General features: G+C 72.7%; 15 protein-coding genes. 8 read left to right on the forward strand and 7 right to left on the reverse strand.

Annotation, left to right across the window (positions count from 1 at the left end; genetic code table 11):
• Positions 1-100: 100 nt before the first annotated feature.
• Positions 101-2,656, forward strand: a complete 2,556-nt coding sequence (gene glgP / locus ACFWWU_RS04725; RefSeq protein WP_384138942.1) for an alpha-glucan family phosphorylase — start codon at positions 101-103, stop codon at positions 2,654-2,656.
• A 6-nt stretch (positions 2,657-2,662) separates the two neighbouring features.
• On the opposite strand, the gene ACFWWU_RS04730 is transcribed toward glgP, so the two are convergent.
• From ACFWWU_RS04730 to ACFWWU_RS04755, 6 genes are all read right to left on the reverse strand, one after another.
• On the reverse strand, positions 2,663-4,183 hold the full coding sequence (locus ACFWWU_RS04730; protein WP_384138945.1) for a sensor histidine kinase: 1,521 nt from the start codon (positions 4,181-4,183) through the stop codon (positions 2,663-2,665).
• Positions 4,176-4,832, reverse strand: coding sequence for a response regulator (locus ACFWWU_RS04735; protein WP_384138948.1), 657 nt, complete (start codon positions 4,830-4,832; stop codon positions 4,176-4,178). The genes ACFWWU_RS04730 and ACFWWU_RS04735 overlap by 8 nt, the downstream gene beginning before the upstream one ends.
• Before the next feature lie 90 nt (positions 4,833-4,922).
• Positions 4,923-6,953: a M4 family metallopeptidase gene (locus ACFWWU_RS04740; RefSeq protein ID WP_384138951.1), complete on the reverse strand. Its 2,031-nt coding sequence runs from the start codon at positions 6,951-6,953 to the stop codon at positions 4,923-4,925.
• A gap of 221 nt (positions 6,954-7,174) precedes the next feature.
• Positions 7,175-7,381, reverse strand: coding sequence for a TetR/AcrR family transcriptional regulator C-terminal domain-containing protein (locus ACFWWU_RS04745; RefSeq protein ID WP_384139567.1), 207 nt, complete (start codon positions 7,379-7,381; stop codon positions 7,175-7,177).
• 310 nt (positions 7,382-7,691) lie between these two features.
• Positions 7,692-9,542, reverse strand: a complete 1,851-nt coding sequence (locus ACFWWU_RS04750; protein WP_384138953.1) for an ABC transporter ATP-binding protein — start codon at positions 9,540-9,542, stop codon at positions 7,692-7,694.
• Positions 9,539-11,332, reverse strand: coding sequence for an ABC transporter ATP-binding protein (locus ACFWWU_RS04755; RefSeq protein ID WP_384138956.1), 1,794 nt, complete (start codon positions 11,330-11,332; stop codon positions 9,539-9,541). The genes ACFWWU_RS04750 and ACFWWU_RS04755 overlap by 4 nt, the downstream gene beginning before the upstream one ends.
• Positions 11,333-11,490: 158 nt before the next feature.
• Here ACFWWU_RS04755 and ACFWWU_RS04760 point away from each other — a divergent pair, with 158 nt between their 5' ends.
• Genes ACFWWU_RS04760 through ACFWWU_RS04775 form a run of 4 tightly spaced genes read left to right on the forward strand, consistent with a single transcriptional unit; the run spans position 11,491 to position 15,152 of the window.
• Complete coding sequence (locus ACFWWU_RS04760; protein ID WP_384138958.1) at positions 11,491-12,396, forward strand: ABC transporter ATP-binding protein; 906 nt, start codon at positions 11,491-11,493, stop codon at positions 12,394-12,396.
• The gene (locus ACFWWU_RS04765; protein ID WP_384138960.1) at positions 12,393-13,151 is read left to right on the forward strand and encodes an ABC transporter permease; all 759 of its coding nucleotides are present in this window, start codon (positions 12,393-12,395) and stop codon (positions 13,149-13,151) included. The genes ACFWWU_RS04760 and ACFWWU_RS04765 overlap by 4 nt, the downstream gene beginning before the upstream one ends.
• A gap of 40 nt (positions 13,152-13,191) precedes the next feature.
• Positions 13,192-14,502: a sensor histidine kinase gene (locus tag ACFWWU_RS04770; RefSeq protein WP_384138963.1), complete on the forward strand. Its 1,311-nt coding sequence runs from the start codon at positions 13,192-13,194 to the stop codon at positions 14,500-14,502.
• A complete protein-coding gene (locus ACFWWU_RS04775; RefSeq protein ID WP_384138966.1) occupies positions 14,499-15,152 on the forward strand; it encodes a response regulator in 654 nt (217 codons plus the stop codon). The genes ACFWWU_RS04770 and ACFWWU_RS04775 overlap by 4 nt, the downstream gene beginning before the upstream one ends.
• A gap of 38 nt (positions 15,153-15,190) precedes the next feature.
• Here the strand turns inward: ACFWWU_RS04775 and glgX are convergent, their stop codons facing one another.
• A complete protein-coding gene (gene glgX / locus ACFWWU_RS04780; protein ID WP_384138969.1) occupies positions 15,191-17,392 on the reverse strand; it encodes a glycogen debranching protein GlgX in 2,202 nt (733 codons plus the stop codon).
• Between the two features lie 235 nt (positions 17,393-17,627).
• Between glgX and ACFWWU_RS04785 the strand changes: the two genes are divergently transcribed.
• The 3 genes from ACFWWU_RS04785 (at position 17,628) to ACFWWU_RS04795 (ending at position 21,153) form a co-directional block, all read left to right on the forward strand.
• Positions 17,628-18,794 carry an Ig-like domain-containing protein gene (locus ACFWWU_RS04785; RefSeq protein ID WP_384139570.1) on the forward strand — a complete coding sequence of 389 codons (1,167 nt, stop codon included), beginning with the start codon at positions 17,628-17,630 and terminating at the stop codon, positions 18,792-18,794.
• 205 nt (positions 18,795-18,999) lie between these two features.
• Positions 19,000-20,268, forward strand: a complete 1,269-nt coding sequence (locus ACFWWU_RS04790; RefSeq protein WP_384138971.1) for an Ig-like domain-containing protein — start codon at positions 19,000-19,002, stop codon at positions 20,266-20,268.
• A gap of 117 nt (positions 20,269-20,385) precedes the next feature.
• Complete coding sequence (locus ACFWWU_RS04795; RefSeq protein WP_384138974.1) at positions 20,386-21,153, forward strand: enoyl-CoA hydratase/isomerase family protein; 768 nt, start codon at positions 20,386-20,388, stop codon at positions 21,151-21,153.
• The last annotated feature ends 42 nt before the right edge of the window (positions 21,154-21,195 follow it).

Raw genomic sequence — 21,195 nt, forward strand, 5'->3', positions numbered from 1 at the left:
TGGTCCGGCGCGCCGCCGTGTCCTAACCTCGGAGCGGCACGCCGGACGCACAGCGTGGTGCGTCCGCTCCGCTCCGTACTCGCCTGCGAAGGTGGACAGCGTGAAGGCAATCCGTCGATTCACCGTGCGTCCCGTCCTCCCCGACACCCTTCGACCCCTCGCCGACCTCGCGCACAACCTGCGCTGGTCCTGGCACGAACCCACCCGCGCGCTCTTCGACTCCCTCGCCCCGGAGAGCCGGACCGGCACCGACCCCGTCCGGGTCCTCGGCGCCCTCGAAGCCCCCCGGCTCACCGCGCTCGCCGCCGACCGGGACTTCCTGGCCCGGCTGACCGCCGCCGCCGAGGACCTCGACACCTATCTGCGCGCCCCCCGCTGGTACCAGGCGCAACCGGGCCGGCCACCGGCGGCCGTCGCGTACTTCTCGCCCGAGTTCGGTGTCGCCGCCGCCCTGCCCCAGTACTCCGGCGGCCTCGGCATCCTCGCCGGCGACCACCTCAAGTCCGCCAGCGACCTCGGCGTCCCCCTCATCGGCGTCGGCCTGCTCTACCGGCACGGCTACTTCCGGCAGTCCCTCGGCCGCGACGGCTGGCAGCAGGAGCAGTACCCCGTCCTCGACCCCGGCGAGCTGCCCGTCACCCTCCTCCGCGAGGCCGACGGCGCCCCCGCCCGGGTCACCCTCGCGCTGCCCGCCGGGCGCAGCCTGCACGCCCACATCTGGATCGCCCAGGTCGGCCGCGTCCCGCTGCTCATGCTCGACTCCGACGTCGAGGAGAACGGCCCCGGCGAACGGAGCGTGACCGACCGGCTGTACGGCGGTGGCAGCGAGCACCGGCTCCTCCAGGAGATGCTGCTCGGCATCGGCGGCGTCCGCGCCGTCCGTACGTACACCCGCCTCACCGGCACTCCCGACCCCGAGGTCTTCCACACCAACGAGGGCCACGCCGGACTCCTCGGCCTCGAACGCATCCGCGAACTCCAGGGGGAGGGGCTCGACTTCGACAGCGCCCTGGAGACCGTCAGGGCCGGCACCGTCTTCACCACCCACACCCCCGTCCCGGCCGGCATCGACCGCTTCGACCGGAGCCTGATCGCCCGCCACCTCGGCCAGGACGGCGCGCTCCCCGGCGTCGACACCGGCCGCGTCCTCGCCCTCGGCGACGAGACCCCGCTCGGCGGCGACCCCGGCGTCTTCAACATGGCCGCCATGGGACTGCGCCTCGCCCAGCGCGCCAACGGCGTCTCCACCCTCCACGGCGCCGTCAGCCGGGCCATGTTCGCCGGGCTCTGGCCGGGCTTCGACGCCGACGAGGTGCCCATCACCTCCATCACCAACGGCGTCCACGCCCCCACCTGGGTCGCCCCCGAGGTCGGCCGGCTCGGCCCCGACGCCGGCGACCGGGAGCTGTGGGAGCTGCGCCGCACCCTGCGCGAACGGCTCGTGACCGACGTGAGGGAACGGCTCCGGGCCTCCTGGCGGCAGCGCGGGGCCGCCGCCGCCGAACTCGGCTGGACCGACTCCGTCCTCGACCCCGACGTCCTCACCATCGGCTTCGCCCGCCGCGTCCCCTCGTACAAGCGGCTCACGCTCATGCTGCGGGACAAGGACCGGCTGCGCGCCCTGCTGCTCCACCCCGAGCGCCCCGTGCAGCTCGTCGTCGCCGGCAAGGCGCACCCCGCCGACGACGGCGGGAAGCGGCTCGTGCAGGAGCTGGTCCGCTTCGCCGACGACCCCCGGGTCCGGCACCGGATCGTCTTCCTGCCCGACTACGGCATGGAGATGGCCCGCGGGCTCTACCCCGGCTGTGACGTCTGGCTCAACAACCCCCTCCGCCCCCTGGAGGCCTGCGGCACCAGCGGCATGAAGGCCGCCCTCAACGGCTGCCTCAACCTCTCGGTCCTCGACGGCTGGTGGGACGAGTGGTTCGAGCCCGACTTCGGCTGGGCCATCCCCACCGCCGACGGCGCGGCCGCCGCCGACGAGGACCGCCGGGACGACCTGGAGTCCGCCGCCCTCTACGAGCTGATCGAGCGCCGGGTCGCCCCCCGCTTCTACGACCGGGGCCCCGACGGGGTGCCGGCCGGCTGGACGGCGATGGTCCGGCGCACCCTCGCCGACCTCGGCCCGAAGGTGCTCGCCGACCGGATGGTCCGCGAGTACGTCGAGCGGTTGTACGTCCCCGCCGCCGACGCCCGCCGGGCGCTCACCCCGGACCGGGCGCGGGACCTCGCGACCTGGAAGGCCCGGGTCAGGGACGCCTGGCCCAAGGTGTCCGTCGACCACGTCGAGGTCGGCGACGGCCTCGCGGACGACCCGGCGGACGCGGAACTCGGCTCGACCCCGGTCGTCCGCGTCCGGGTCGCCCTCGGCGCGCTCAACCCCGACGACGTCGAGGTGCAGGCCGTCATCGGCCGGGTCGACGCCGACGACACCCTCGCGGACACCCGTACCGCCACGCTGAAGCCGGCGGGCGGCCCGGACCTGGAGGGGCGCCTGCCGTACGCGGGCACCCTGGAGCTCGACCGGACCGGCTCCTTCGGCTGCACGGTCCGCGTCCTGCCCGCCCACCCGCTCCTCGCCCACCCGGCCGAACCGGGGCTCGTGGCCCTGCCGGAGGAGACGGCGGGGGAGGGCGCGGGCGTGCTGCTGCGGTAGGCGGTGTCAGCGCACCTCGGCCTTCTCGGCGAGGTGCCCGTCGACGAAGCAGAGCCGGTACACCGGGACCGCGGCGAGCAGCGTGGAGCGGTAGTACCGGCACTCGTCCATGCCGCGCGGCTCCGTCGGAACGCCCTGCGGCGGGCCGTCCAGCGGGTGGTCGGGCAGGTCCTCGGCGTCGGTGATGGCGCTGAGGGTCTGGCCGATCCGCATGCGGTCGTAGTCGTCCGGTTCCAGATACGACTGGTGCTGGGTCCACAGGGCGACCCCGGCCATGAGCAGGCCGAGCGCGGCGAGCAGGGCCAGCGGGATCCAGATGGCCTGCGCGAGGCCCTTGCGGACCTGGCGGCGGACGCGGTCCAGCTCCCGGGCCGAGGTCGGCGCGGCGGGGGAGGACGTCGGGGGGCCCGCGGGTGTGCGGCGCGGCAGGGTCGCGCGGACCGCGAAGCCCCCTTCGGGCGTGGGTCCGTGGGTGAGGACCCCGCCCGCGAGCCGTACGCGCTCGTCGAGGCCGACGAGTCCGGTGCCGCCCGAGGCGAGCGGCGACCCGGCCGTGCCGGGGCCGCTCACGACGTTCACGGTGACGCGCTCGGGAGCGGCCTCGACCCGGACGTCCACGGCGCCGCCCGGCGCGTGCTTGGCGGCGTTGGTGAGCGCCTCCTGGACGACCCGGTGCAGCGCCCAGCCGGCCATCCCGTCCGGCTCGTGGCCCTTCCCCGTCACCGTCAGGGTGACCCCGAGGCCCGAGGCGCGGGCGCGGGAGACGAGCTCCTCGACCGGTGCGCCGCCCGGGGCCGTGGGCGCCGGGTCCTCGTCGGGCTGGCGCAGGACGCCGATGACGTCCCGGAGGCGGGCCGTCGCGTCGGCCGCCGCGCGGCGCAGTTCGCCGGCCGCGTGCTGCTGGTCGGGGCCGAGCGCCGGGTCGACCTCAAGGGCGCCGGCGCGCACGGCGATCAGGGCCAGGTCGTGGCCGAGGGAGTCGTGCATGTCGCCCGCGATCCGGGAGCGTTCCCGTAGCCGCTCCCGGTCGGCGACGGCCGCCTGCTCGCGCTCCATCCGGTCGGCGAGCTCCCAGCCGCTGTGCACCAGACGGTCGTACTGGCGGACGTACCGGCCGATCAGCCACGGCGCGACGATCGCCAGGGCCAGCGCGAGCAGCAGCGTGAACCACTGGCCGAGCGAGGTGGCGGTGATCCGGGTGAGGAGCAGCCCGACCGCGGCCACCGCGCCGAACAGCCACAGCGCTCCCCGGGTGTGCTCCTGGCGGCGCCCCGCGAGATAACCGAAGGCGATGAGCGCCAGGCTGTACGAGGGGGTGAACAGCTCCAGGGTGGCGGGCAGGCTCGCCGCGACCGTGACGGCGATCGGCGCCAGCGGCCACCTCCGGCTGATCGCGACGCAGCCGCCGAGCACCACGATGCCGGCGGCGACCTGCGGCCAGCTCCCGCCGTCGTTGGGGTCCGACCTCAGCAGGACCGGGACGCACAGCAGCAGCCACAGCCCGAGGTCGAAGAGCCGCTCACGCATCGGGGACCACGCCCGCCTCGTACGCGAGGACGGCGAGCTGGACGCGGTTGCGGAGCCCCAGGCGGCCCAGGACGGCGCTCACGTGGGCCTTGACGGTGCCCTCGACGACGTACATGCGGTCCGCGATCTCCTGATTGGACAGCCCGGCGCCGAGGAGGGCGACGACCTCCCGCTCGCGGCCGGTGAGCGGCTCCAGGCGGGTCCGCGCCGCGGCGGCCCGGCCGAGGCGCTCGCCGCCGAGGGTGTCGATGACCCGGCGGGCGACAGCGGGGGAGAGGGCGGCGCCGCCCCCTGCCACGGCCCGGACCCCGGCGATGAGTTCGCGCGGGTCCCCGGACTTGAGCAGGAAGCCGCTGACCCCGAGGGCGAGCGCCCGCGCGATGTAGGCGTCCTCGGAGAAGGTGGTGAGCATGACGGCGGCCGTGTCCGGGACGGTCCCGCGGAGTTCCTCGGCGGCGCCGAGCCCGTCGAGCCGGGGCATGCGGATGTCGAGCAGGGCGACGTCGGGCCGGTGCACGCGCGCGAGTTCGACGGCCTCGTGGCCGTCGCCGGCCTCGGCGACCACCTCGATCCCGGGGTCGGTGGTGAGGATGGCCCGGACCCCGGCCCTGATCATCGTCTCGTCGTCCGCCAGCAGCACCCTGATCATGCGCCCCAGGGTATGCAGACGCGCGGACGCCCGGAGGGAAGGATCCCTCCGGGCGTCCGTCAGTTCACTTCAGGTCTGTACGGTCCCGGGTTACGGGAAGGTCAGCTTGAAGTTGTTGATGCGGCCGGTGTCGACCGAGGCCTTGTCCTGGACGCGGAGCTTCCAGGCACCGTTCGCGACCTCGGAGGAGGCGTTCACGGTGAAGGTCTGGACGATGTTGTCGGCGCTGCCGCCGGACCGGTTGCTCAGGCTGTAGGCCGAGCCGTCGGGGGCGACGAGGTCGACGACGAGGTCACCGCGGTAGGTGTGGACGATGTCCACGTCCACCTTGAGGGTGGCGGGCGCGTTGCCGGCGATGCCGGTGACGTTGATCGTGGAGGTCACCGCGGCGCCGTTGTCCGGGATGGAGACGTCGGCCGCGTTCTCGAAGACCGTGCCCGTGGGCGGCTCGGTGCCGCCGGGGCGGGTACCGACGTTGACTCCGGCCCAGGCGTGCTGGACGGCGAGGACCTCGGGGCTGCCGGCGCCGTACAGCTCCGTGGCCACCGCGACCGTGCCCGTGCGGGCGCCGGCGTAGTTGGTGGAGGAGTTGAACTTGGTGGTGAGCGCCTTGAACCAGATCAGCGAGGCCTTGTCGCGGCCTATGCCGGTCACGGGCAGGCCGTCGGAGGTCGGCGAGTCGTAGTTCACGCCGTTGACGGTCTTGGTGCCGCTGCCCTCGGAGAGCAGGTAGTACCAGTGGTTCGCCGGGCCCGAGGAGTAGTGGACGTCGACGCTGCCGATGCCGGCGTACCAGTAGTCCTTGGACGAGCCGTCCTTGCTCGGCTTGTCCATGTAGCGCAGCGGGGTGCCGTTGCCGCGGATGTCGATCTTCTCGCCGACGAGGTAGTCGCCCTGGTCCTGGGCGTTGTTGGCGTAGAACTCGACGGCCGCCGCGAAGATGTCCGAGGTGGCCTCGTTGAGGCCGCCGGACTCGCCGCTGTAGACCAGGCCGGCGGTGACGGAGGTGAGGCCGTGCGTCATCTCGTGCGCGGCCACGTCGATGGACGTGAGCGGCTTGGCGTTCGCCGCGCCGTCGCCGTACGTCATGCAGAAGCAGGAGTCCTGCCAGAAGGCGTTGACGTACGCGTTGCCGTAGTGGACCCGGGAGTACGCGCCGACGCCGTCGCCGCGGATGCCGGAGCGGCCGTGCACGTTCTTGTAGTAGTCCCAGGTGAGCGCGGCGCCGTAGTGCGCGTCGGCGCCCGCCGTCTCCAGGTTCGACGGGGTTCCGTTGCCCCAGACGTCGTCGGGGCCGGAGAAGAGCGTCCCGGTGCCGGACGTACCCCGGTTGAGGTTGTACGTCTTGTGGTTGCCGCGGGTGGTGTCGGTCAGCGTGTACGAGGGCGCGGTGCCGAGGGTGACCGTGCCGCTGTACTGGGTGTTGCCGGTGCCGTTGTGCACGGCCTGCCACTCGTACAGCTTCGCGCCGCTCTTGGCGTCGGTGACGACGTGCAGCTCGTTCGGGGTGCCGTCGTGCTGGAGGCCGCCGACGACGGTCTCGTACGCGAGGACGGGCGCGCCCTTGGCCATCCAGACGACCTTGCGCGGAGCGCGCTCGGCCTCGGTCTTCTTGGAGCCGTCGGCCGCGGCGAGGCCGACGGCCTGCTTCTCGGCGGCGGCCGGGGCGACCGTGGCCGAGAGGTCGACGTTCTTCAGCTCCGCGCCGGAGGACTTGGTGACACCGGTGGTGGCGCCGGCCTTGGACTCGGCGACGATCAGGTCACCGCCCAGGACGGGCAGTCCGGCGTAGGTGCGCTCGTAGCGCGTGTGGGTCGTGCCGTCGCGGTCCTGCACGACGTCACGGACGACCAGCTTCTCCTGGGCGCCGAGGCCGAGGGACTTGGCCGTGGCGGCCTTGTCGGCGTCGGCCGCCTTGATGAGCGCGGTGCGCTCGGCGGGGGTGAGGTCGGCCGGGAGCTTGCCGGGGTTCGCCGACGTGCCCTGCTGGGCCTTGGGGGCGATGGTCCAGGGGTCGTCGGCCGCGGTGGCGGAACCGGTCTGGACGCTCACGGCGAGCATGGCGGCGGCAGCGATCAGAGCGCCGGTCGCGGTGGCGCGACGGCTGGGCGTGGATCTCACGCAGACTCCTTTTGCGAGGGGGGTACCGGCGGACTGGGTGGGCCGTCCGGGCAGAGCAAGGAGAGCTGTGGAGCACGTTCGGAGCTGTGGAGCACGTTCGGGTGAAGCGGCGAACAGTGATACGAAGAACCGGGGAGAGAGTGACAGGACTGACGGGTACCTGTCATGAGTGCGTCGGGAAGTTGGCCGGAAGTCGTCCGCTGCCCGTACGCCCGTGTTCGTTAACCGGACGTTTCGTCGATCATGGTCGCGATGCCGTCCAGTGTTCGCTGAAGTCCGAATTCGAAGAGCGCGTCGAGGTCCAGACCGTAGGCCCCGTCGGTCGTGACCGAGTTCAGCCCGGGGTACGAACCGCCCGCCTGGATCGCGTCGAAGCGTGGCTCATTCTGTTCCATCCACTCGCCGCCGGAGATCCCCGTGTCCGTCAGCGGAGTGCCCCCGCTCCAGACCCACCCGCCACTCCGCCGGCACCGGCCCCAACGGCACCTCGCCGCACGCCGCGTCCGCCATCAGCCGCACCAGCTCCGCCTTGCCCGGCACATGGCGGTACAGGGTCATCGTCGACACCCCGAGCGCCGTTCCCCGAATCGGGGCAGGAGCCGGGCGGCGCGCTCGGGATGGCGATCCTCGGGTCGATCGGCGCGGCCGTCCACACCGCGGCGATGCCTTCCCGTACCCGCCCTCCTCGGCTCCGGCCGCCGCCCGGGAGACGCTGGGGGTCCGCTTGGCCGGCTTGGCTCAGCCCACCAGGCTGTCCCGCCATGCCTGGTGCAGGCTCGCGTAGTGGCCCTCGCCCGACACCAGGGTCCTGGGCGTGCCGTCCTCGACCACCCGGCCGTTCTCCATCACCAGGACCCGGTCCGCCACCTCGACCGTGGACAGGCGGTGGGCGATGACCACCGCCGTACGGCCCGCCAGGACCGTGTCCATCGCCCGCTGCACCGCCCGCTCGCCCGGTACGTCCAGCGAGCTCGTCGCCTCGTCCAGGATCAGGACCGCCGGGTCCGCGAGGAGCGCCCTCGCGAACGCCACCAGCTGGCGCTGGCCTGCCGATATGCGGCCGCCTCGCTTGCGCACGTCCGTGTCGTAGCCGTCCGGGAGGCCCTTGATGAACTCGTGGGCTCCGATGGCCTTCGCCGCGTTCTCGATGTCTTCGCGGGTCGCGTCCGGGCGTCCTATCGCGATGTTCTCCGCCACCGTTCCGGAGAAGAGGAACGCCTCCTGCGTGACCATCACGACGCCTCGTCGGAGGTCCGGGGTGGTGAGGTCCCGGAGGTCGACGCCGTCCAGGAGCACCCGGCCGTCCGTCGGGTCGTAGAAGCGGGCGAGGAGTTTGGCGAGTGTCGATTTGCCCGCGCCTGTGGCTCCTACGACCGCCACTGTCTGGCCCGGCGGGATCGTCAGGTCGAAGGTGGGCAGGACCTCGCCGCCCGTTCGGTAGGCGAAGCGGACCTTTTCGAAGATCACCTCTCGGCCCGGTGCGTTCGTGCGGTCGGGGAGCTTCCGGGGAGCCGTCGTCTCCGGCACGCCCGGTTCCTGGGCCAGAAGGCCCGCGATCTTGGCCAGTGAGGCGGCCGCCGACTCGTACGAGTTGAGGAACATGCCCAGGCGGTCGATCGGGTCGTACAGGCGCCGCATGTACAGCACCGCCGCCGCCAGGACGCCGAGTTCCAGGGTGCCGTCCGCGACCCTGTACGCGCCCCACAGGCACATGCCCGCCACCGCCGTGTTCGCCACCAGCCGCGAACCGACCACGTAGCGGGCCATCTCCAGGAGCGCGTCGCCGTTGCTGCGCTCGTGGCGGTGGTTGAGTACCGCGAACTCGGCGTCGTTGGTCTGCTCGCGGCGGAACGCCCGGACCGGGCGGATTCCGTTCATCGTCTCCGCGAACTTCACGATCACGCCCGCGATCGCCGTGGACCGCTCGGCGTACACCTCGCCCACGCGTCGCCGGTAGAGCCGGACGAGGAGGTGGAGGGGGAGGAAGGACGCTACGGCCATCGCTCCTATGCCCAGGTCGAGCCAGAGCAGGATGACGGTGATCGACACGAAGGAGAGGACTACGCCGATCAGTTCCTGGAGGCCCTCCGAGAGCAGTTCGCGGAGTGACTCGACGTCCGTCGTGGAGCGGGATATCAGGCGGCCCGAGGTGTAGCGCTCGTGGAAGTCCACGCTCAGGACCTGGGCGTGACGGAAGATCCGGCCCCGGAGGTCCAGGAGGACGTCCTGGTTGACGCGGGCCGCCACCCGTACGAACGCGTACTGGAGGAGTCCCGAGAGTGTGGCGCACAGGAGGTAGCCGAGCGCCACCGCCACCACCGGGCCGTGGTCTCCCGCGCGGAAGGCCGGGACGCCGCGGTCGATGGCGTACGCGACGAGCAACGGGCCCGCCTGGACCGCCCCCTCCTTGACGAGGAGGATCAGCGCGGCGAACGTCACCCGCAGGCGGTGCGTGGTGAGGAGGGAACGCAGGAGTGTGCCCGTCGCCCCGTCGGGCGTCGGCAGGTCGTCGCGGTCGAACGGATCCGCGGGCGGTGTTCCGGGGAGCGCCGGGGCGTCGTCCCTCGTCGTGACGATGGTGTCCGTCATCGGTGCTCGTTCCCCTCGTCGCCGGACATCAGCCAGGCGTACTCCGCGCTGCTCCGCAGCAGTTCCTGGTGGGTGCCCACCGCGGTGATCCGTCCTCGCGAGAGCAGCGCGACCCGGTCGGCCAGCATCACGGTCGACGGGCGGTGCGCCACGACCAGCGCCGTCGTCTCGCGCAGCACCTCCCGCAGGGCCGCCTCCACGCGCGCCTCCGTGTGCACGTCGAGCGCCGAGAGGGGGTCGTCGAGGACCAGGAAGCGGGGCTTGCCGACCACCGCGCGCGCCAGCGCGAGCCGCTGCCGCTGGCCGCCCGACAGGCTCAGGCCCTGCTCGCCCACCTGCGTCGCCGTACCGTCCGGCAGCCGGTCCACGAAGCCGTCGGCCTGGGCCACGCCGAGGGCGCGCCGCAGTTCCGGCTCGCCTGCCCCGGCCGCGGCGCCCATCAGGACGTTCTCCCCGACGCTCGCCGAGAACAGCGTCGGCTCCTCGAAGGCCACCGACACCAGGGTCCGCAGCCGCTCCCGCTCCATCAGGGCGATGTCCTCGCCGTCCAGCAGGATCCGCCCGCCGGTCGTCTCGTGCAGCCGCGGTACGAGCGCGGTGAGCGTCGTCTTGCCCGAGCCGGTGCCGCCGACCAGGGCCAGGGTCTCGCCGGGGCGGATGTGGAGGTCGATGCCGTCCAGGACGGGTGGTGTCCCGGGCGGGGCGTCCGGGTAGCGGAAGGACACGCCCTCGAAGCGCACCCCGCCGGAGCCGTCCGCCGGCGGGGCGGGGGAGACGTGCGTGTCCGGTTCCTCCTCCGCGTCCATCACCTCGAAGTACCGTTCCGTCGCGGTCGCCGCCTCCTGGCTCATCGCCAGGAGGAAGCCGATCGACTCGACCGGCCAGCGCAGCGCGAGCGCCGTCGACAGGAACGCGACGAGCGTGCCCGCCGACAGCTCCCCGTCCGCCACCTGCACGGTGCCGAGGACCAGCGCCGCCCCGATGGCCAGCTCGGGTACGACGGTGATGACCGCCCAGATCATGGCGAGCAGCCGGGCCTTGGTCAGCTCGGTGCCCCGCAGCAGCTCCGCGAGCGCCCGGAAGGCCCGGGCCTGGCTGCGGTGCCGGCCGAAGCCCTTGACGATCCGGATGCCGAGGACGCTCTCCTCGACGACCGTCGTCAGGTCGCCGACCTGGTCCTGGGCGCGACGCGCCACGACCCCGTACCGGCCCTCGAAGAGCGAGCAGACGATCACCAGCGGCACGACGGGGGTGAGCAGCACCAGGCCGAGCGACCAGTCCTGGGCGAGCAGCAGCACATAACCGGCCAGGATCGTCACGGCGTTGACCAGCAGGAAGGTCAAGGGGAAGGCCAGGAACATCCGGACCAGCATGAGGTCGGTCGTGCCGCGCGAGAGCAGCTGCCCCGAAGCCCACCGGTCGTGGAAGGCGATCGGCAGCCGCTGGAGCCTGCGGTACAGATCGGCCCGCATCCGCGCCTCGACCCCGGAGAGCGGCCGCGCGACCAGCCACCGCCGGTACCCGAAGAGGACGGCCTCGGCTATGCCGAGCAGAAAGAGGAAGAGCGCCCCCAGCCATACGCCGCCGGGGTCGCGGTCGGTGATGGGTCCGTCGACCATCCATTTCAGGACGAGCGGGATGACGAGCGACAGGCAGGAGGCGACGATCGCGACGACCGCCGCGGCGAACAACCGCACCCGCACGGGCCGGACGTACGGCCACAGCCGCAGCAGCACGCGTATCGCCGAACGGTCGGGGGAGGTCTCTGGGGGCAAGGGTTTCTCGGGCATCAGGCCCGACCATACGGTTCACCACTGACACGTCTCATCCGGTTTTCCCACCGGGCTCGCCCGCCCGGGGGTCGTACCGGCCATCAACCGATCGGTTGACGCGGCTTCGAGCGCGATGGCCGATACCGGCGGCCCGGCCGGATCGCCAGGCTGAAGCCATGACAGCGATCGAGGTGCAGGGGCTGCACAAGGCGTACGGCGACCGGAAGGTCGTCGACGGGGTCTCCTTCGAGGTCGGCGAGGGCGAGATCTTCGGGATCCTCGGGCCCAACGGCGCCGGCAAGACCACCACCGTGGAGTGTGTCGGGGGACTGCGGACCCCCGACGAGGGACGGGTGCGCGTCTGCGGGTACGACCCCGCGACGCAGCGTGACGAGGTCACCCGGGTCCTCGGCGTCCAGCTCCAGGAGAGCGAACTCCAGCCGAAGCTGACCGTCCGTGAGGCGCTCGACCTGTACGCCTCCTTCTACGAGCGGCCCGCCGACCGGCAGGAGCTCGCGGAGCGGCTCGGGCTCCTGCCGCATCTGCGGACCCGGTTCGGGAAGCTGTCGGGCGGGCAGAAGCAGCGGCTCTTCATCGCCCTCGCGCTGATCGGCGATCCCCGGGTCGTCGTCCTCGACGAACTCACCACGGGTCTCGACCCGCGCGCCCGCCGGGAGGCCTGGGCGCTCGTCGAGTCCGTCCGGGCGGGCGGTGTGACCGTCCTGCTCGTCACCCACTTCATGGAGGAGGCGCAGCGCCTCTGCGACCGGATCGCCGTCATCGACCGGGGCCGGATCGCCGCGCTCGACACCCCCGACGGGCTGATCGGGCGGTCGTCCGCCGCCAAGGAGATCTCCTTCGCCGCGTCCACCCCGCTCGACCCGGCGGAACTCGGCGCGCTGCCGGGGGCCACGGGCGTGGAGACGAAGGACGGCCGGACCGTCGTCCGCGGCACAGACGAGACCGTCGCCGCCTTCGTCTCCCTCCTCGCCCGCCGGGGCGCCACGGCCGGCCAGCTCCGCGTCACCGACGCCACCCTCGACGACGCCTTCCTCGACCTGACAGGAGCCGACCCCCGATGAGCGCCACCGCCACCACCACCGCCACCCGTGCCGTGCTGCGCACCGAGACCCGGCTCTTCGCCCGGGAGCCCGGCACCCTGTTCTGGGTGATGGTCTCGCCGACCGTCCTGTTCGTGATCCTCGGCCTGATCCCCTCCTTCCGGGAGGCCTCCGACGACCTCGGCGGGCGCCGGGTCATCGACCTGTACGTCCCCGTCTCCGTGCTCTTCGCCCTGATCATGTCCGGGCTCCAGGCCATGCCCCCGGTGCTCGCCGGCTACCGCGAACGCGGCATCCTGCGCCGGATGTCCACCACGCCCGTACGCCCCGGAGCGCTGCTGACCGCCCAGCTCGCCCTGCACGCCGTCGCCGCGCTCGTCTCCTCGCTGCTCGTGATCACGGTCGGCCGGCTCGCCTTCGGCGTCGCCCTGCCGGAGAACCTCCCCGGCTACGCCCTCGCCCTGCTCCTCGCGGTGGCGGGCGGCCTCGCGCTCGGCGGCGCCGTGTGCGCGGTCTCCCGTACCCAGAAGGTCGCCACCGCCGTCGGCTCGGTGGTCTTCTTCCCCACCATGTTCACGGCGGGCGTCTGGGTGCCCGTCCAGGCCATGCCGGATACTCTCCAGCAGATCGTCCAGTTCACCCCGTACGGCGCCGCCTCCCAGGCACTGGACACGGCCACGTCCGGCGGCTGGCCCGACGGGGCCGCGCTCGCCGTGATGGGCGGCTGGGCGGTGGTGCTTACCGCGGCCTCGGTGCGCTGGTTCCGCTGGCAGTGACCGTCCACGGGTGAGGACGAGGGAGAAGGGGAGGGGCCCGATGCCCACCACCGTCGAGGAACGCTGGCGCCGGTTCTTCCGCTGGGGGCCCTACGGGCTGCTCGCCGTCGCCACCGTCATCTCCGCGGCGGCGGCGAACGAACTGATGAGCGGCGGGGAGGCGGTCGTCGCCGGAGTCCTGGCACTCGCCGCGCTCGCCCTCCAGGTGGCGTGGAACGGCCACTGCGCCCGGGCCGCCCGCGCGCGGGACCCGGAGTCCGGCCCGGACGCCGAACCGCCCTGTACGGCGCCCGTGCTCGTCTTCGGGGCGCCCGGGCCCGCCTCCGTCGCCTACTACACCCTCCGTACCGCCCTCGCCTTCGCCCTCGCCTGGCTCAACCCCTTCTTCGCGGTCTTCGCCTGCATCGGCTACTTCGACGCCGAGCACCTCCTGCCCCGCCGCGTCTCCCGTGCCGGACTCCTCGTCACCGCCGTCACCATGGCCGGCTCCCAGTCCGGTGGGCTGCCGCCCGCCGCTCTCGTCAACTGGCTGGCCTTCGGCGGGCTGTTCGCCCTCAACCTCTCCCTCGCCTCCGTCTTCTCCCACCTCGGCGACAAGGAGGCCGAGCGGGCCGCCGAACGCGCCACCACCATCGCCGAACTCGGCAGCGCCAACGCCCGGCTCGAACAGGCCCTCGCCGAGAACGCCACCCTCCAGGCCCAACTCCTCCTCCAGGCCCATGAGGCCGGGGTCGCCGACGAGCGCCGCCGGCTCGCCGCCGAGATCCACGACACCATCGCCCAGGGCCTCACGGGCGTCATCGCCCAGCTCCAGGCGGCGACCGCCACCCCCGACCGCGAGCGCGCCGACACCCACCTCCGGCGGGCCGCCGATCTCGCCCGGGACAGCCTCGGCGAGGCCCGCCGCTCCGTACGGAACCTGAGCCCGGTCGCCCTGGAGCACGACACCCTGTCCGAGGCCCTGCGCAAGACCGTCGCCCACTGGGCCGAACGGACCGGCGTCGACACCCGGTTCACCGTCACCGGCACCGAACTGCCCCTCCACGACGAGGTCGCCGCCACCCTCCTGCGGATCGCCCAGGAGGCCCTGTCCAACGCCGCCCGCCACTCCGGCGCCTCCCGGGCCGGCGTCACCCTCTCCTACATGGGCGACGAGATCACCCTCGACGTACGGGACGACGGCCGCGGCTTCGACCCGCTCGCCCGGTCCGAACGCGACGGCACGGGCGGAGGGTTCGGCCTCGACGGCATGCGCGCCCGCGCCGAACGGCTCACCGGCTCCGTCACCGTGGAGGCGGCCCCGGGCGAGGGCACGGCGATCTCCGCTCGCGTACCGTTGGGCGCGCCATGACTGACATCACCCTCCTGATCGTCGACGACCACCCCGTCGTACGGGACGGCCTGCGCGGCATGTTCACCGCGGCCGGTTCCGGTTCCGGCTCCGGCTTCCGTGTCCTCGGCGAGGCCTCCGACGGCGTCGAGGGCGTCGCACTCGCCCTGCGCCTCGACCCGGACGTCGTCCTCATGGACCTGCGCATGCCCGGCGGCAACGGCGTCGACGCCATCGCCGAGCTCACCCGCCGCGGCGCCCGCTCACGGGTCCTCGTCCTCACCACGTACGACACGGACACGGACACCCTCCCGGCGATCGAGGCGGGCGCCACCGGCTACCTCCTCAAGGACGCGCCGCGCGAGGAGCTGTTCGCTGCCGTGCGGTCCGCGGCCGAGGGCCGCACCGTCCTCTCCCCGGCCGTCGCCACCCGCCTGGTCACCGCCGTCCGCGCCCCCGCCGTCGCCGACACCACCCTGTCCGCCCGCGAGAGCGAGATCCTCGGCCTCGTCGCGAAGGGCACCGCCAATCGCGCCATCGCCGCCGAGCTCTTCATCAGCGAGGCCACCGTCAAGACCCATCTCACGCACATCTACGCCAAGCTGGGCGTCAAGGACCGCGCGGCCGCCGTCGCCGCCGGCTACGACCGCGGCATCCTGGGCCGCGCCTGACGCCGCTCCCTGATCCGGCCTGATCGGCAGCACACCGCCTAGGCCTTCACCCGCAGCAGCACCGTCGAGCGCGCGCCCACCGTGATCGTCTCACCGCCGCGGTGCTCCGTCCCCGGCGCACCCGACTGGTCCTCCAGGGTGGTGTCCACGACGAGCTCGTACGACTCCGCCCACGGCGGTCCCGGCAGGAGGAACTCCAGCGGCTCCGATCCGGCGTGCAGGACGGCGAGGAAGCTGTCGTCGGTGATCTGCTCGCCCCGCTCGTCCCGGCCCGGGATGTCCCGGCCCGAGAGGTAGAGGCCGAGCGTCGCGGTCGGCGCGTACCAGTCCCGCTCCGTCATCTCGTCGCCGTCCGCGCCGAACCACGCCAGGTCCCGCAGCCCGTCCGCGCCCTGCGGCCGCCCCGAGAAGAAGGCCCGGCGGCGCAGCACCGGGTGGCGGTGGCGCAGGGCGAGCAGCCGGCGGGTCAGGGCGAGGAGCTGGGCCCGCCCCGGGTCCTCCGGTAGCGACCAGTCGAGCCAGCCGATCTCGTTGTCCTGGCAGTACGCGTTGTTGTTGCCGCCCTGGGTGCGGCCCATCTCGTCGCCGGCGACGAGCATCGGGACGCCGGTGGAGAGGAGGAGGGTGGTGAGGAGGTTACGGAGCTGGCGGAGCCGCAGCCCCTGGATCTCCGGGTCGTCGGTCTCGCCCTCCGTCCCGCAGTTCCAGGAGCGGTTGTCGTGGGTGCCGTCCCGGTTCCCCTCGCCGTTGGCCTCGTTGTGCTTCCGCTCGTACGTGACGAGGTCCCGGAGCGTGAAACCGTCGTGCGCGGTGACGAAGTTGACGGAGGCGTACGGCCGCCGCCCGCCCCAGGCGTAGAGGTCGCTGGAGCCGGAGAGCCGGTAGCCGAGGTCCCGCACGTCGGGCAGCGCGCCCCGCCAGAAGTCCCGGACGGCGTCCCGGTAGCGGTCGTTCCATTCGGTCCAGAGGGGAGGGAAGGCCCCCACCTGGTAGCCGCCGTTGCCGACGTCCCAGGGTTCGGCGATCAGTTTGACCCGGCGCAGGACCGGGTCCTGGGCGATGACCGCGAGGAACGGGGACAGCATGTCGACGTCGTGCATCGAGCGGGCCAGGGCCGCCGCCAGGTCGAAGCGGAAGCCGTCCACGCCCATCTCCGTCACCCAGTAGCGGAGCGAGTCGGTGATGAGGCGCAGCACCTGCGGCTGGACGACGTGCAGCGTGTTGCCGCAGCCCGTGTAGTCGGCGTACCGGCGGGCGTCGGACTGGAGCCGGTAGTAGCCGCGGTTGTCGATGCCCTTGAGGGAGAGGGTGGGGCCCAGCTCGCCCGCCTCCGCCGTGTGGTTGTAGACGACGTCGAGGATGACCTCGATCCCGGCCGCGTGCAGCGCCCGCACCATCCGCTTGAACTCGCCGACCTGCTGCCCGGTCGTCCCGGAGGACGAGTAGGCGGCGTGCGGGGCGAAGTAGCCGAGGGAGTTGTAGCCCCAGTAGTTGCTCAGGCCGCGCCGCAGGAGGTGGTCCTCGTGCGCGAACTGGTGCACGGGGAGCAGCTCGACCGCCGTCACCCCGAGCCCGACGAGATGCTCGATCGCCGCCGGGTGCGCGAGCCCCGCGTACGTGCCGCGGAGCCGCTCCGGGATGCCGGGGTGCTGCTGGGTGAAGCCCTTCACGTGCAGCTCGTAGATGACGGAGTCCTGCCAGGGCGTCTTGGGCCTGCGGTCGTCCGACCAGTCGTCGTCGTCGTGGACGACGACCCCCTTCGGGACGTACGGGGCGGAGTCCCGGTCGTCGCGGACGGTGTCGGCGACGTGCTGCTGCGGCCAGTCCCGCACGTGTCCGTACACCTCGGGAGGGAGCGAGAAGTCTCCCTCGACGGCTCGCGCGTACGGGTCGAGGAGCAGCTTCGCCGGGTTCCAGCGGGCGCCCGTCCACGGGTCCCAGCGGCCGTGCACCCGGTAGCCGTACCGCTGCCCGGCGCCGATCCCGGGCACGAAGCCGTGCCAGATCTCATGGGTCAGTTCGGTCAGCGGCAGCCGCCGCTCCGTGCCGTCCCCGTCGAAGAGGCACAGCTCGACGGCCTCCGCGCCCCCCGCCCACAGGGCGAAATTGGTGCCCGTCACCCCACCGGGCCCGACCCGGCAGCGGGCGCCGAGGGGCGTCGGCGCCCCCGGCCACACCGGCGGCCCGGCCCGCTCAAGGGCATGCTCCTGTACCGCCTCCTGCTCGGCTGCGCTCGACACCGTCCCGGCCTCCCGCGGCTCGTGGGGCTCGTGGGGCCCGCACCCGAGGGAGCGGTGGCGTCCCGGCCGCCGCTCCCTCGCGTCGCTCTTTCTCGTCGTCCTCCCTGTTCTGCCCGCACGGCCGTGCTCCCAACATGGCCCGCACGCACGTTTCCCCTGGAGGGGGCCTGTCGTTGGGCCGAGCGTGAATCGTGTATGGAAGCGGGCGAGGTACGCCCTCGCGGTGGCGGGACTGATGGCGGGCCTCGCGGGCTGCACAGGAGCGGACGGCCAAGGGGGCATCGACATCTCCCTGCCGGGCAAGGCGCGGGCACCCGGGGACGTCATCCGGGTGAATCCGGAGGACGGCAGCCGGGGGGTGCCGGCCGAGGGCCCCGTCGAGGTACGGGTGGACAGCGGGCGGCTCGAACGGGTGACGGTCGTCCAGGTCGAGGACGCCCAGCGGACCCGGGTCGCCGGTGAGATCTCCGCGGACGGGCTGCGCTGGCGGCCCCGGGCCGACGCCCGGCTGGCGCTGGCCGCCAAGTACAGCGTGGACGCCGTCGCGCTCGACGCGCACGGCCGCCGCTCGGCCCGGCACACCACCTTCACGACCGTGGTGCCGGAGAGCCGGTTCATCGGCTACTTCAAGCCGGAGAACCGTTCCACTGTCGGCACCGGCATGATCGTCTCCTTCTCCTTCAACCGGCCCATCGAGAACCGGGACGCCGTCGAGCGGGCCGTCCGGATCACCTCGGACCCGCCGGTCGAGGTGGTCGGCCACTGGTTCGGCAAGGAGCGGCTCGACTTCCGCCCCGCCGCGTACTGGCAGCCCGGTACGAAGGTCACCGTCGAGCTCGCGCTCCGCGACGTCGAGGGGGCGCCCGGGGTGTACGGCATCCAGCGCAAGAAGGTCGGCTTCACCGTCGGCCGCTCCCAGGTCTCCCTGGTCGACGCCGCCGCGCACACCATGGAGGTCCGCAGGAACGGCGAGGTCCTGGCCACCGTGCCGATCACCGCGGGCGCGCCGAAGACGACCACGTACAACGGGAAGATGGTCGTCACGGAGCTGTACGACGTGACGCGGATGGACGGGCGGACGGTCGGCTTCGGCGGCGAGTACGACATCAAGGACGTCCCGCACGCGATGCGGCTCACCGAGTCGGGGACCTTCCTGCACGGCAACTACTGGGCCTCGCCCGGCACGTTCGGCTCCGCCAACGTCAGCCACGGCTGCGTGGGGCTGCGGGACGAGAAGGGCGGCAGCGCGGACTCCCCGGCGGGCTGGTTCTTCGACCGGACGCTCATCGGCGACGTGGTGGAGGTGGTCAACTCGCGTGACCGGAAGGTCGCTCCCGACAACGGGCTCGGCGGCTGGAACATGGACTGGGTCCAGTGGAAGGCCGGTTCGGCGCTGCGCTGAGCCGAGCCTCTCGCGTCCCCCTCGCGCCCCTCTCACCCCCAGGTCATCACCCTGTCGCCCTAGCACGTCGATCGGGACGGAACGGTGACATTCACGAGGATCTTTCGTGTCCTGCGGTGTGATTATCTAGCGCCGTGTGTGCGAGTGGATGCGCACGGGGGTGGGGCCGTGGCGTTGCCAGGCCGTGTGAGGGGAGACGACCACAGTGAACGGGCAGCCGATATCGGGGGCATCGGTAGGAGCGAGGGGCCGGCGCGGCCGACGACGCGGGGGCGTCCGTCTGCAGGCGCTGGCCGCGGGGGCGCTGCTCATCGTCCTCACCGCCTGCGGCGGCGGCGAGACCGCCACCGGCGGCGGCAAGGGCGGCCAGGACCCGGCGTCGCAGGGGAGCGGCAAGCCGGAGAACGCCGCCTCCCAGGCGGTCGTGACGATCCTTCCGAAGGACGGCGCCGACTCGGTCGCCACCAGCGGGGCCCTCAAGGTCACCGCGGAGCAGGGCAAGCTGACCACGGTCACGGTCGCCGACTCCAAGGGCGCCGCGGTCGAGGGCAAGATCGCGGCCGACGGGGCCAGCTGGGCGCCCAGCGCCCACCTTTCGGCGGGGACGCAGTACAAGGTCCACGCGATCGCGAAGGACGCCGAGGGCCGTGAGTCGGCGAAGGACACCACCTTCACCACCCTGGTCCCGAAGAACACCTTCATCGGCCACTACACGCCGGAGAACGGTTCGACCGTCGGCGTCGGCATGCCGGTGTCCGTCAACTTCACCCGGGGCATCACCGACCCGGACGCCGTCGAGAAGGCCATCAAGGTGACGGCCGAGCCGGCCGTGGAGATCGAGGGGCACTGGTTCGGCAACGACCGCCTCGACTTCCGCCCGGAGAAGTACTGGGCCGCGGGCACCAAGGTCACCGTCGACCTCAACCTGGACGGCGTCGAGGGACGCCCGGGCGTCTACGGCAAGCAGAAGAAGACGATCACCTTCACCATCGGCCGCCGCCAGGTCTCCACCGTCGACGCGAGCGCCAAGACGATGAAGATCGAGCGGGACGGCTCGATCATCAAGACGCTGCCGATCACCGCGGGCGCCCCGTCGACGACCACGTACAACGGTCAGATGGTCATCAGCGAGAAGTACAAGGTGACCCGCATGAACGGGGCCACGGTCGGCTTCGGCGGCGAGTACGACATCAAGGACGTCCCGCACGCGATGCGGCTGTCCACCTCGGGCACCTTCGTGCACGGCAACTACTGGGCCCCGAAGAGCACCTTCGGCTCCTCCAACGTCAGCCACGGCTGCGTCGGTCTGTCGGACACGCGCGGTGCGGGCGACAGCTCGACCCCCGCGGCCTGGTTCTACGACCGTTCGATCATCGGTGACGTGATCGTCGTGAAGAACTCCAAGGACAAGCAGATCCAGCCGGAGAACGGCCTCAACGGCTGGAACATGCCGTGGTCGGAGTGGACCGCCTAGTCCGCCTCCGCAGGTAGCCCGAGGGGCCCGGTGCTGTGAGCAACAGCACCGGGCCCCTCCGCGTGCTGTGCCTTCCGGGGGAGGCCCCCAGCCCCCCCCGCGCACTAACCTTCCCCCATGACTGTGAACCTCGAAGTCGCCGATGGTGTCGGCACGATCCGCCTCGACCGCCCCCCGATGAACGCCCTCGACATCGCCGTCCAGGACCGGCTGCGCGAGCTGGCCCAGGAGGCGACCGACCGCGACGACGTGCGGGCCGTGATCCTCTACGGCGGCGAGAAGGTGTTCGCGGCCGGCGCGGACATCAAGGAGATGCAGGTCATGGACCACGTGGCCATGGTCAAGCGGTCGCGCGCCCTCCAGGACTCCTTCACGGCGATCGCCCGCATCCCCAAGCCCGTCGTCGCCGCCGTCACGGGCTACGCACTCGGGGGCGGCTGCGAGCTCGCGCTCTGCGCCGACTACCGGATCGCCGCCGACAACGCGAAGCTGGGCCAGCCGGAGATCCTGCTCGGTCTGATCCCCGGCGCGGGCGGCACCCAGCGGCTCTCCCGGCTGATCGGCCCCTCCCGCGCCAAGGACCTCATCTTCACCGGCCGCATGGTGAAGGCCGACGAGGCCCTCACCCTCGGCCTCGTCGACCGGGTCGTCCCGGCCGCCGAGGTGTACGAGCAGGCGCACGCCTGGGCCGCGAAGCTGGCGCAGGGTCCGGCGGTCGCCCTGCGGGCCGCGAAGGAGGCGGTCGACCAGGGGCTGGAGGCCGACATCGACACCGGTCTCGCCATCGAACGCACCTGGTTCGCGGGGCTGTTCGCGACCGCCGACCGCGAGAACGGGATGCGCAGCTTCGTCGAGGAGGGCCCGGGCAAGGCGAAGTTCGCCTGAGCCGTCTCGGAGGGGGCCGATTCCGCCGGAACGGCCCCCGCG

It is taken from the genome of Streptomyces sp. NPDC058650, from assembly GCF_042717315.1.
Taxonomy (GTDB): Bacteria; Actinomycetota; Actinomycetes; order Streptomycetales; family Streptomycetaceae; genus Streptomyces.

Coding starts and splice junctions, on each gene's coding strand:
- ACFWWU_RS04795 (WP_384138974.1), top strand. CDS start 20,386: ATGACTGTGAACCTCGAAGTCGCCGATGGTGTCGGCACGATCCGCCTC.
- ACFWWU_RS04775 (WP_384138966.1), top strand. CDS start 14,499: ATGACTGACATCACCCTCCTGATCGTCGACGACCACCCCGTCGTACGG.
- ACFWWU_RS04730 (WP_384138945.1), bottom strand. CDS start 4,183: ATGCGTGAGCGGCTCTTCGACCTCGGGCTGTGGCTGCTGCTGTGCGTC.
- ACFWWU_RS04750 (WP_384138953.1), bottom strand. CDS start 9,542: ATGACGGACACCATCGTCACGACGAGGGACGACGCCCCGGCGCTCCCC.
- ACFWWU_RS04765 (WP_384138960.1), top strand. CDS start 12,393: ATGAGCGCCACCGCCACCACCACCGCCACCCGTGCCGTGCTGCGCACC.
- ACFWWU_RS04760 (WP_384138958.1), top strand. CDS start 11,491: ATGACAGCGATCGAGGTGCAGGGGCTGCACAAGGCGTACGGCGACCGG.
- ACFWWU_RS04785 (WP_384139570.1), top strand. CDS start 17,628: ATGGCGGGCCTCGCGGGCTGCACAGGAGCGGACGGCCAAGGGGGCATC.
- ACFWWU_RS04770 (WP_384138963.1), top strand. CDS start 13,192: ATGCCCACCACCGTCGAGGAACGCTGGCGCCGGTTCTTCCGCTGGGGG.
- ACFWWU_RS04735 (WP_384138948.1), bottom strand. CDS start 4,832: ATGATCAGGGTGCTGCTGGCGGACGACGAGACGATGATCAGGGCCGGG.
- ACFWWU_RS04755 (WP_384138956.1), bottom strand. CDS start 11,332: ATGCCCGAGAAACCCTTGCCCCCAGAGACCTCCCCCGACCGTTCGGCG.